This is a genomic window from Virgibacillus sp. Bac330 (assembly GCF_003667845.1).
Lineage (GTDB): Bacteria > Bacillota > Bacilli > Bacillales > Amphibacillaceae > Virgibacillus > Virgibacillus chiguensis.
In genome coordinates, this window is sequence record NZ_CP033048.1 from 3,788,285 (window position 1) to 3,800,168 (window position 11,884).

At 34.9% G+C, this 11,884-nt stretch carries 12 protein-coding genes; 9 read left to right on the forward strand and 3 right to left on the reverse strand.

What is annotated here, in order from left to right:
• Position 1 precedes the first annotated feature (1 nt).
• From D9780_RS17575 to D9780_RS21715, 8 genes are all read left to right on the forward strand, one after another.
• Positions 2-952 (forward strand): DUF6602 domain-containing protein, encoded by a 951-nt coding sequence (locus D9780_RS17575; protein ID WP_121641022.1) that lies wholly within the window; start codon positions 2-4, stop codon positions 950-952.
• Positions 927-1,925, forward strand: a complete 999-nt coding sequence (locus tag D9780_RS17580) for a DUF6602 domain-containing protein (protein ID WP_121641023.1) — start codon at positions 927-929, stop codon at positions 1,923-1,925. Before D9780_RS17575 ends, D9780_RS17580 begins: the two co-directional genes overlap by 26 nt.
• Complete coding sequence (locus tag D9780_RS17585; protein ID WP_121641024.1) at positions 1,906-3,405, forward strand: Cas10/Cmr2 second palm domain-containing protein; 1,500 nt, start codon at positions 1,906-1,908, stop codon at positions 3,403-3,405. Before D9780_RS17580 ends, D9780_RS17585 begins: the two co-directional genes overlap by 20 nt.
• On the forward strand, positions 3,392-5,488 hold the full coding sequence (locus D9780_RS17590; protein ID WP_121641025.1) for an RAMP superfamily CRISPR-associated protein: 2,097 nt from the start codon (positions 3,392-3,394) through the stop codon (positions 5,486-5,488). The genes D9780_RS17585 and D9780_RS17590 overlap by 14 nt, the downstream gene beginning before the upstream one ends.
• Positions 5,463-6,779 carry an RAMP superfamily CRISPR-associated protein gene (locus D9780_RS17595; RefSeq protein WP_121641026.1) on the forward strand — a complete coding sequence of 439 codons (1,317 nt, stop codon included), beginning with the start codon at positions 5,463-5,465 and terminating at the stop codon, positions 6,777-6,779. Before D9780_RS17590 ends, D9780_RS17595 begins: the two co-directional genes overlap by 26 nt.
• Entirely contained in the window at positions 6,760-7,332 is a 573-nt protein-coding gene (gene csx19, locus D9780_RS17600; RefSeq protein ID WP_121641027.1) for a type III-D CRISPR-associated protein Csx19, read from the forward strand. The genes D9780_RS17595 and csx19 overlap by 20 nt, the downstream gene beginning before the upstream one ends.
• The gene (locus D9780_RS17605) at positions 7,310-9,094 is read left to right on the forward strand and encodes a TIGR03986 family type III CRISPR-associated RAMP protein (protein WP_121641028.1); all 1,785 of its coding nucleotides are present in this window, start codon (positions 7,310-7,312) and stop codon (positions 9,092-9,094) included. Before csx19 ends, D9780_RS17605 begins: the two co-directional genes overlap by 23 nt.
• 110 nt (positions 9,095-9,204) lie before the next feature.
• The gene (locus D9780_RS21715; protein ID WP_121641029.1) at positions 9,205-9,447 is read left to right on the forward strand and encodes a protein rep; all 243 of its coding nucleotides are present in this window, start codon (positions 9,205-9,207) and stop codon (positions 9,445-9,447) included.
• A 425-nt stretch (positions 9,448-9,872) separates the two neighbouring features.
• On the opposite strand, the gene D9780_RS17615 is transcribed toward D9780_RS21715, so the two are convergent.
• Complete coding sequence (locus D9780_RS17615) at positions 9,873-10,277, reverse strand: hypothetical protein (RefSeq protein WP_121641030.1); 405 nt, start codon at positions 10,275-10,277, stop codon at positions 9,873-9,875.
• A gap of 284 nt (positions 10,278-10,561) precedes the next feature.
• Here D9780_RS17615 and D9780_RS17620 point away from each other — a divergent pair, with 284 nt between their 5' ends.
• Positions 10,562-10,885 carry a hypothetical protein gene (locus D9780_RS17620; RefSeq protein ID WP_162985920.1) on the forward strand — a complete coding sequence of 108 codons (324 nt, stop codon included), beginning with the start codon at positions 10,562-10,564 and terminating at the stop codon, positions 10,883-10,885.
• A 15-nt stretch (positions 10,886-10,900) separates the two neighbouring features.
• Here D9780_RS17620 and D9780_RS17625 read toward each other — a convergent pair whose 3' ends face one another.
• Together D9780_RS17625 and D9780_RS17630 are read right to left on the reverse strand one after the other, a co-directional pair.
• Entirely contained in the window at positions 10,901-11,332 is a 432-nt protein-coding gene (locus D9780_RS17625) for a hypothetical protein (RefSeq protein WP_121641032.1), read from the reverse strand.
• Positions 11,333-11,339: 7 nt separating this feature from the next.
• Complete coding sequence (locus D9780_RS17630) at positions 11,340-11,879, reverse strand: LytTR family DNA-binding domain-containing protein (RefSeq protein WP_121641033.1); 540 nt, start codon at positions 11,877-11,879, stop codon at positions 11,340-11,342.
• Positions 11,880-11,884 lie beyond the last annotated feature (5 nt).

The window sequence follows — 11,884 nt, forward strand, 5'->3', positions numbered from 1 at the left end:
AATGAATGAAGAAGTTATTACAAAGCTAGCGAAAAATTATTGTAACCTAGAGCAAACCTTAATAGAGGAATTAAACATTGACAGGCAAAGTAATGTGTCAAGCGCGGAAGAAATTTGGCAACCCGTATTCAGGCGCATTGTACCGACAAAGTTTAACGTAGAGAAAAATGTCTATATTATTGATTCTCATCAAAATGTTTCTCAAAAAGTGAGTCTCGCAATCTATGACGAGCAATATACCCCGTATATCTTTAATTACGGTACGATTAAATACATACCGATTGAAGCTGTTTTTGCGGTGGTGTTATGTAAGAATGAAGAAGATAAGAAAGGGGAGACAGAAGGACAGGGAGCGGAAGAAACTTGGTTGCAATCCATTCAAAAGCTAAAGACAGAAATGAATGCTTATGTGCGAATTCAACCAGGTGTGTTGGATACAAATCTAGAAAGTCTGTATAAAAAGTTTGAAGAAGAAAAAAGAACATATGAAAAACAAAAATGCTCTGAAAAAAGTTGTACTGTTCGAAAGCCACAAAAACAAAGTCAAACATCAACGAGACCAATCACAATTTTATGTACTGCGATAGATAATAATTTTGAATACAGTGAATTTGATCTCGTTCTAAAAAATGATAAATCTAAATTAAAAAAAATGATTCCTAACGAAAATAGATCATTAGATAAGTGGAGTGATTGCTTAAATCATTATTGTCATGACCGTTATGAGAACAAAGATAAATTAAAAGCCTTAGCAGATACTTCAGAAGAAAATAAGTCTAATCGAACATTAGAAAGCTTAAATGTTGGAGATCAAAATGTACTCCTTTCCTTAATGTTTCAATTAAATCAATTATTAATGCTCATTAATAATCCCATTTTCTTTCCTCACGAATCCTATGTAAAAGCATTCAAGGAGGTAATTAGCGATGCAGGAACTAAAAAATCTAAATGAGTATTATCAAAGAATAGCAAAAACGATTTCATCTCAATTGCAACTTGAAACACCTAATCATGATGTAACAACAGGTACCAGCAGAGAATTCGTTTGGCTTCATCTCTTTGAGAAGATCATCCCGAAAAAATTCAAAATAGCACGAAGCGTTTTCATCATTGATTCTTATGGGGAAATATCAGCAGAAGTAGATATTGCTATCTTTGATGAGGAGTATACGCCATATGTATTTAATTATGTTGAAATGCAATTTATTCCAATAGAAGCCGTTGCTGCAGTCGTGCAAAGTAAAAGTCGTTCCATGAAGAAAGATATATTGGATAATGTGACAGCTTGGGCGCAGACAATTTATAAGTTAAAACCCGTTCTTAATGCCTGCGCACGTACGCATCATGGTTTTTTAGATACAGCTAAAATTACTCGTTCACAATCACAAACGTCCACACGACCTATTTTCATTTTATGTACTCTACATTCTTTAAAAACAGAAGAAAGGAATGATGATATATCATCAGTACCAGAATTGAAGAGGAATTTCGATTTCATTTTACATTTGGATAAAGAACAGCAATTTCAATTCATTGCGGATGAAAAAAAATCATTTGCCAAATGGTATGAAGAGCTTAATCATTATGATTTAAAACGTTACAACTCAGAGTATAAGAAGCTTGCAAATTTAAGTCCAATTAATTTTGCAAATACAAATGAAAAATTTAAACAATGTGCCGAAAAAGATAATATAGAAGAACGTAAATTGAAGGATTTAAAAATATATAACAACAAATCGAATAAAGAAGCAGAATCAAACGATGAAAACCCTTTATTAACGTTTATGTTCCAATTTAATCAATTATTAATGATTATTAACAATCCGATGTTCTTTCCACATCAAGCGTATGTCAATATGTTCAATGACGCAATTAAAAAAAAAGAAAAAGGAGTGTGTGAAACGAATGGAAGCATCAAAAGATGATTTTTTGTTAGCTGTCTATGATATTACTGGTATTCAAGACTATATTTTCGCCTCTAATTATTTAAAAGAGAATATTGGGGCTTCTTATATTGTCGGGAAAATGGTAGAAAAGCATTTTGTAGATGTTTTGAAGGGTAGCGTTGAAAAAGATAAAGAAGTAAAAACTTGTTGGGTTAAAGAAAAAAACAAAATATTTATTTTTGACGTTAATAAAATACAGGCTGAAGTTGTTTACATTGGTGGTGGCAATGCCCTTGTCATCTATCGAGATTGGATATTGTACAACGAAGTGAATCGCAAGTTTGCAGAAACAGTACTAGAACAAAGTGCTTCACTTACGATGGTAACAGAAGCCATTCCATTTAAATTAGATTGCGGAAAAAGCTATGTTGAACTGTACAGAGAACTGATGCAAAAGTTAAGTAATACGAAAGCTAAAATGGTACGGACGAAATTAAATCAAACACTGCCTATTTTTGCCCAAGAATCTTTTAAAGGAGATCCGATAACAGATTTTATAGACAACAAACATGTATCAACAGAACAACGGTTAAAACGACAAGCGAACTATAAGAATACCGTGTTCCAGCAATACGAGAAAAATTGTGTGAAAGAAACGGAAGATTTAAAACGCAAAAAGGGCGAAGATAGTTATATTGGTGTTGTACATATTGACGGAAATGGAATGGGGCAATGGATTGATGGTAAGCTAGCAGAAACAGGGAAAGATTTTACTTCCGCTATTCAAAAACACCGTGAACTCTCATTACAAATTACAAACTATTTTAGAGAAATCTTTAAAAAGACAGTAGACAAATTCGTAAAAGGGACAGACGGAAACACGAGTGAAAAGGAAGAAAAATTGCCTCTGCGCCCACTTATATTAGATGGGGATGACGTTACATTTATTTGCCAAGGTGACTTAGCGATTCCTTTTACGTTGGAGTTTTTAAATCAACTGAAGAACGGGGATTTCAATACCCAAATTTCCGCTTGTGCAGGGGTCGCCTTTGTCCATAGCCACTTTCCTTTTAACCTTGCCTATGACATTGCAGAACAGTGCTGCCAAAATGCAAAACATGTGTATTACAAAGAGAAGCATAAACATGATGAAGATGAAATACAAGAATGTTATTTTGATTTTTATTTAGTGCGTGGTAGTTATGTGCAAACGATGGAGGAACAACGTGACAATCAAACTTACTTAGATCCGAAGATTTACAATGTAGAAGAATTAGAAGAATTGTATAACATGATGCAGCGTTTAAATAACGATGATGAAAAAACATGGCCCCATTCCCGTTTAATCGCCCTTTATGAAGCGTATTTGCAAGGCAAGGAAGTAGTGGAATTGGTTCATTTAGAAGCAGAATCACGAGGGTACGATAAAATAGAGGTCTCCGAAGAACGCCTGTTGTTTGATGCACTACAATTACTAGATTTCGGTAAGAACAGAGGTGAAGAATATGCCAAAGTATGAACTAACGATTACGCTAGATAGCGATGTAAGCCCTGGAAGTGGCGACAGTATTGCAGGGGTTGTTGATCATGATATTACACATGAATACGGGATTCCAATTATTCCCGCAAAACGGTTAAAAGGTGCATTACGAGGAGTAGCAAAAGAGTTTGTAGATTGGGGCTTCACATCTTCATCCAAAGTAGATGAGCTATTTGGAAAACCAGGAGAGCAATATCGGTCCGGAATTAAAATATATGACGCAAAACTTGCTTCTATACCAAAGGAATACTTTGCAAACGAAGAAGATAAAGAAATAGATGTTAACGATACCTTCCTAGCACAAATCAAACAACTTGATACAGCAAAAGTTTTACCTCTTTTTACAATGCTTTATACAAAAACTGCAACAGAAAATGGACAAGCTCAAACAGGCTCGTTACGTACGATTCGTGCAATAAATCGGGGGTTAGTTTTTAAAAGTATCATTGAACTAGAAAATGATGAACAAAAGAAATTATTATGCGACTGTGTAAAAGGTTTGCGTCATCTAGGATATGGACGTACACGTGGTTTAGGTGAAGTAAGTTGCAAGTTGAAAATGATAAAAGGTGAACCAAAGAAAAAACGTAATTTTATAATGAAGGAAAATTATTCTAACCAAGAAGAACAGTTCGTAAACCAAGCGATCCGTATTACGTTGCAACAACCAACTTTATTAGCAGGTAGTAAAGGACTCTATTACAGTTGTACCGATTTCGTACCAGGTAGTGCTTTATTAGGTGTTTTTGCAAGTCTATATATTAAAAAACATAACTTAGGCAAGAAAGCCCATAAAGACCCAGAGTTTGTGCGCCTATTTTTACGTGGTGATGTCTCCTTTGGTTATGCATACCCAGAAGTGGATGAAAAAGTTTTTATGCCTTGCCCCGCTCATATACAACGCGTAAAAAATGAAAATAGAGCAATGTTGGAAGAGAAAAAGACACCGACTATCATGTTACGTAAAATAAATTCACTTGCTTACATGCAAGAAAATGAACTCTTGTTACATGAGCCAGCAAAAGAATTTCGCATGCATCATGCAAGACCTGAAAATCGTCACATTGGTCGAGCAGTAAACGATACAAAAGGCACCAAGGATTTAGACGGAAAAAAAGGCCAATTTTATTATTATACAGCCCTTCAACAAGGGCAGCGTTTCATTGGGGAGTTAAAAGGTAAGCAAGAAGATGTCCAAATGCTCGCTTCGTTATTAAATGATGTAAAAGGCATCATTCACCTCGGCCGTTCACGTACCGCTGAATATGGCGCTGCGAAAGTAGATGTAGTGAATAAAGAACCTCATATGGGAGGCTTTTTAAAAGCAAAAAAAGGGGATAGCAAAGTTGCGATTTATTTAGCAACACCTTTAACATTACAAAATGAAATAGGGCGATACGTCGCTGATGTCGATCTCTTCATTACTCAATTGGAAAGAGAAATAGAAGCAACGTTAAAAGTTGAAAAAATGTATATTAAAGAGACGGTGTTAACTGGGTACAACGCGAAATGGCGCTTACCAAAGCAAGAGAAGCAAGCATTAGATGCAGGTACAGTGCTTATTGTCTCAACAGAAAATAAGGAAGTTGATTGGTCTTTAGTAGAAAAACAACAATGGGGAGCAGCAAAGGGAGAAGGTTGTGGGGAAATACGAGTTCTGCAGTATGAAGGTACACCGAATGAAGTAGAATGTATTTCCATAAGCAAAAAGTTACAAGAAAAACAATTAACTCAAATAGACCATTCTCTCGATTGTGTCCGCTATATTGAGCAAGCCATAGAAAAACATAACAAAGATATTCGTGATAATAAAAAAGCCATCCATTTGGCAAAAGAAATGTTAGACGAGTTAAAACAGTACAGTAAATCAAAAATATATCAATTAGAGCACTATGTGAGGTGCGATGAAAATAACTTTGCTTTGCCAAAGTCATTTCCGAATCCTTTAAAAGTTTTAGGTGATAAAAAACTGAAAAACCAATCTAAAGTTTTTATTGATGCTTTCTTCCACACGATAAAACTGGAGGTGAGAAAAGATGGAAAAGAAATCAACCAAAAATAAAATCACGAAACGTACGTATATTCAAGTCGAAGGAGAATTAGCTTCTCCACTCTTGGCAGGATCAGGTGAAGATGATTTTTCTGACATGGATATTTTACGTGATTATAAGGGTACTCCTTTTCTAGCAGGTACTGCAGTGGCTGGTGCGTGTCGGCAATGGTTAGACACTAATGATATGGATAAAACAGCGGTCGACTCCTTGTTTGGTGCCAGAAAAAACGAAGAAATAAAACAAGATAGTGACTTGTTTCAAAGCCGTATTTTTATATCTGACTTACAATTTACAGACCCCAAGACTACAATACGTGATCATGTAAAACTAACGAAGAATAAAACAACGGATAACATGGGGAAATTTGACATAGAAGTCATTGAAACAGGTACGCCCTTTATTATGCGATTCGAATATATAGAGCGTGATGGCACAGGTGAACATCATGATAACAAGTTAATTCAAGCGATCATTAGTGGAATCAACCATGGTGAATTAACATTTGGCGGAAAAACGAATCGTGGTTACGGAAGATTAAAGGTTAAAGAAGTGAAACAAAAAGAGTTTCATTATACTAATACAAAAACAGTGGAAGATTGGCTAGAATGGTCATGGGAGAATATCTCCAAAGAAAAATCTTCTCTTGATGAATACATTGAAAATGAAAAGCAGTTTCACGAAGTTGAAGTGCCTCTTAAACTTAAACAAACATTACTCATTCGTGATTACAAGACAAATGAAGATGATTACACATACTTACGTGCTAATGATAAACCTGTCATCCCTGGTACGACATGGGCTGGGGCATTTCGTCACCGTTTACAACAAATTGCTTGTGAAATACTAGGTGAAAACAAAGAAATAGAAAAAAAGTTAGAAGATATATTTGGCAGTAAACATGATAAAAATCAAACAAATACCTCTCGATTAACTTTTGAAGAATCCGTCATTGAGGAGGCAACACCGTTCAAGATCACAAGAAATGCGATTGACCGCTTCTCTGGTGCTACCATAGACGGTGCTTTATTTACAGGTGAAGTTGTTTGTAAAGGAAAGACGAACTTAGTCATTCGATGGCGAAAGGATAGTTCTTATGACCCTATCATAATGGGAATATTACATTGGTTAATTCAAGACTTAATGCATGGATTTCTAGCAATCGGTGGTGAAACTGCAGTAGGGCGAGGTGTTTTTGAATTAGACGGCGAAAATGATCTTGTTAAGGACTGGCATATCTATCAAAAGAGTGCTTTGACATGGGTAAAGGATGGTGCAAAACATGAAACTGGCACGGTGTGATTCTACAATAATGAGGAAAGGAAAGCTAAAAGCTGACGAATTAATAGATTTTATCACATCAAACAAAGGACAGCTTTATATAGTAACGGATTATGGCGTTTTTTTAGGTATTGTAGAGTCAAAAAATATTAAGCTTTACGACGACGAGAAGCTTAACCCTGATTTTATCCAGGAGGTACGTATTTTTAACAAAGATAAGGAAATCAAAATCACACGGATAAATGATGAATTTGTATGGCGTGAACGAAAAGACACAGAGAATAATAAGGGAAACACCACTCACATTGATGAAACATACCTACTATGGGGGAAAGTAAAACATTTAGATAGAGGCTGGTCGATTTTAACAGAACAACGCGGATCTCGTATCGCTCTTCCCCATTTATATGAACAGGAACAAAAGGTAGGACTTGTTTTTCGTAAATATATTGCGTTTCAAGATTGGGACTTAGCAAATGAAAAACCTTTTGCTTATCACGTAGTCGACGATCGCTTAGTCGAGTATCAAATATGGAAGGAGGAAAAACCAGATGAGCAACAAACAACAAAATGAACGTTTTGTAAATCCATATAATTTTGTCCCATTAGAAAATAAATGTGACAAAGAAGGTAATCGTATAGTTGGCCCACTAACAGGAAAAATAGAGTGTACGTTAGAAACATTGTCACCTGTATTTATACCAGATGGCCAAGATAAAGAAACATTTTTCCACTATCCAGAAGATGAAAAACCTGTCATCCCAGGTTCAGAAATACGTGGTACCATTCGTAGCGTCTTTGAAGCAGCGTTTAATGGCTGTTTGTCACAAGTGAATGAAGCACCTTTCCATAGACGATCCATGGATGCAAAACATCCAGGTTTGCTTTATAGAACGGATGAAGGTTGGAAGTTGCAAAAAAGTGAACGTGTGATGTTAAACACCTCATACAAGACAAATACAGATAAACATGGAAAACATATAAATTCAAAAAATATTAGAACGGGACAAGTTATTTATATAAAAAAATCCAAAGATAAATATCTTACCAGAAATCCTAAGGCGAGAAAATATGCCCCACATGTTGTAGAAGATTATTCTTTTGAGCATAAACAAGGTTATATGAAAGGGGTTATCTATCTAGGCGAATCATTTATTAAAAAACATCATGAGTCGGTATTCATAGAAGTTAACGGTAATGAAAAGGTAATAAAAAGCTTGAATGAACAAGACATAAACAACTTAAAAGATGTTATCATGCTCTATCACAAGAATAGTGAGAAAGAACATAAAATGTCCTATGAAAGCGAACCATACAATAGTTATTTAAATTTGCTGGATCATGCAACAAGGGACAATAAGTTACCCGTATATTATTCAACAGATTCAAAAGGAAACATTAGCCATTTAGCGCCCGCCGCCCTTTCTCAAGAAGTATTTAAAAATACACTTATAGACATTTTAAAGGCTCAAGGAGAATATCAGCCTTGCGAGTGCAAAAAAGCCATTTGCCCTGCTTGCCATTTGTTTGGTTTCGTAAACCAACAAGAAATGCAAGCTTCTAGAATTCGCTTTAGTGATGCAACAATACAAACAGAACCTACATTTTTAAATAAAATGACCTTACCTGCCTTAGGACAACCGAAGCCAGGAGCAGTTGAATTTTATACTGAAAAAAATAATTCCTACTGGACATATGACTATACGCAAAGAGGAAAAACACGCACGCCTTTAGAACCAAGTGAAATAAAAATACGTGGACGGAAATTTTATTGGCATCATGAACCTAAAAATTATCCTTTAAAAAACAATAAGGATGAAATGGAGACGACAATAACCCCTCTTGATATAGGGAATGCATTTACTTTCACTATTTACTTTGAACGTCTAACAGAAAAAGAGTTGAACCAATTATGTAACGTTTTAGATATTAACCAATCTAAAGAGCATGCTCATAAAATTGGTCGAGGGAAGCCTTTAGGATTTGGCAGTATACAAATTACAATTGATCGCATCCAAACTCGGCAAATTAATGAAAATACGGGTGCTTACGATCTCGAGCCTAACCAAAAAAGAAAAAACATGACTGAAGATCAAATCAACCAATCATCCGATTTATTAAAAATCTTACGTTATCAACCAGATTTCGCTGAAAACATTACCTATCCAAAAGTAGAAAAATCATCACAGAAAGGAAAAGGAAAGTCGAATGATTTAGCTTCCCACCAATGGTTTAATAAAAACAAGGCAAGAAACAAGTTTGAGGAAGTCTTACCTACGATTGAAGAGGAAGTTTCAACAAATTCACATAAATGGTTAAAGGCAAATAAAGTTTAATTTATCCAGCGCGAATCTTGAAGTCCATAAAGGCGCTTGAAGATTCGCGCACCACAGTTTTTTCAAACATTGTCTCATATTCTCTCTGGGTAAAACGTCAAAATTAATACTTGACGAATCAGTTTATAGTTCGTGATAGATGGCTTGAATTATGGCAGGAATCTACCAATAATACTGAAATTACACAAGTAGATGTTCGAAAGGTGCGGGAAAACAGCAAAAAAGAAATTTCTGAGCTTGCTAAGTACTCCGCAAAAGACAGTGAATATCTTGTAGATAAGCATGTATTTCAAGTTTTTTATAAATCGGAAAAAGGCTTATTGTTTATTCGAGTTTATTTAAAGATACGTTAAAAAAATTAAAAATGGGGAGCTCGATAAATATAAGGAGCTTAATTAAACTGAATATGTATATGCATTGATGTATAACTGGGGAAAGAGAAATTGTGTCTTGAAGGAACAAAGAGAATTAACAGAAGAAGAAAGAAAGTAATTGAATAATGAATTAATGATGAGATAGAAGTGGAATAATAATGTGATTATTCCAGGGTGTGCTCCAAATTTCAAAATAATAAAAAGGAGTTTTTTAATGTCTAGAGTTTTTATATTTATTGTAGCCTTGTTTTTGCTTATTACCTCTTTAATGCAATTTTTTGATTATAATCTTTCTAACTGGGTAGATTATATAAACTTAATAATTATTTTTATACTTTTAATTGATGCACTGAAAGGTTTTTATAAAAGAAAATCAGAGTAACTTAAACTACTCGGATTTTCTTTTATTTATATCTACTTATTTTAATTTTAGGTACACCCCAACCTTTGTAGTTTACCCAAACAGCTCCATCAAAAACTCTTCTTTTTCCATAGGTGTATGTAAGTGTAAGTTTATACCCTTTATACCCTTTTAAACTACCATATGATCCAGCTAAAAACATAGTACCCCCAAATGCTAAAACATAAGGATGTTTTTTATATTTTTTCTTAAAAGCTTTCACAATTGTACTTCCAGCTGAAATGCTACCTCCAACATTTTTTAAATTAGCAGCTGAAATATAAAAAACTTCTTTTTTAGTATCTCCTGTTTTAGCAGCATGGGCAGTTTGTGATAGAAATGGAGTTAAAAATAAAATTAATGTAATAGCCATAAAACTAATTAATATTTTTTTTGCTACTTTTTTCATTTTTCACCTCCTCTTACATTATTTTCACCTTAAACTAAACAACTATTAAAAACAACAGAATTTTTAAAAATGGTAATTTTTTAAAATAAAACAACAAATGTTGGTGAAAGGATGGAAATCTATGATGTCGATCAAGCTTTCGCATTACTAAAACAAAAGAAAATGTACGCAGATGGCTCCGTACTGGGGTCATCAAAGGAATACCGCCAAAATCTCGTAAAGAAGGCTGGCGAATTACAGAAGATGATTTACAAGCGTTTATCAAAAAGCGTTTGCCAGAAGAAATGCTGTTTTCTAACACAACAGATGTTGTAAAAGAACAATCAAAAGAGACCGTAATAGAACAACAAGCACGGGAAAAAATGTGGTGGGAACTCGTTCGACAAAATATATTTGAAGGATTTATTGATATCAAGAAAACAAGGGTTTATGAATGCGTAGAACATGCAGGTCACTCGAAAAAGTTTGCCCATGAAGTGTGGGATGAAGTAAAGGAACATAAAAGAGGAGCTGCCAAACCACGTATACCGTATTTACTAGATGCCTTTCTTTATGTAAGATTTCCTATAACTACAAAAAAACCGCCAGATTACCTCCCACTACTCTAACGGTTTCTTGAATACCTATTCCACATGTACACGTTCCGTATGCTGTGATTTTTTCAGTTGTAAAAAGTCATTAAATCTTAACATCCGCTTGTTAAAGTAATAAATCAAAGGTAAGGAGACGAGCACGATAGCGACAGCATAAGCATAAAATTCCCATTCATACACAACAGCCAATCCTCCAAAATAAAGGTTTCCAATGACGTAAATCACTATAATTAGCATCGACGAAATCAAATATTTCGTAACAAAAGAATAGCGGTTGCTTGTTAGCACTTTGACATGAACGGCAAATGAAAGCGTGCAGGAAATGATGGCAATGAGCACACTAAAAAAATAACCTTCTATATAAGTTACAAGTGATTGTCCAGTAAACAACAGCGCGAATGCTCGTATGAAGATCCCAATAAATACGGACACAACAAGGGCTTCGATATAAAATTTTTTCATACTAATTCTACCTCATTCCTAAAAACGCTTTGAAATGTCCGACATAATTTTTCGATACTTCCACTTCTTTTTTTGAACGCTCAAATTTAAGTAATAAGCGTCGGTTAAACCACGGAATAATTCGTGTAACGGCATCAATATGAACAATGAATGATCGGCTTACCTTAATAAATCGATCACTCGGCAACCGTTCCTCTAATTGATATAGCTTTTCCTTTAACCGATATACATCGGTGGCTGTATGACAAAGCACCCCTGCATCCAACGCTTCAAAATAAAGAATACTTACATGATTAATAACATGGTACGCTCCATCTTTAAAACCGACAATCTTAGAAGTGGCGCTCGTTATTGCAAACGCTTGGAGCATTTCCCATAACTCATCTAGCTGCTCGGGGTGAAAGACGATACAAGGCAGGAAACCTGTATGAAGCCCTTCTTCGACGACATACAGGTCTGCCTTACGATATACTTCAATACCTAAAGACTGGAACTTTTCCAATACGTTGTCACGTATATTATTGTTGCATACTAGTCCTAATTTCATGTGGG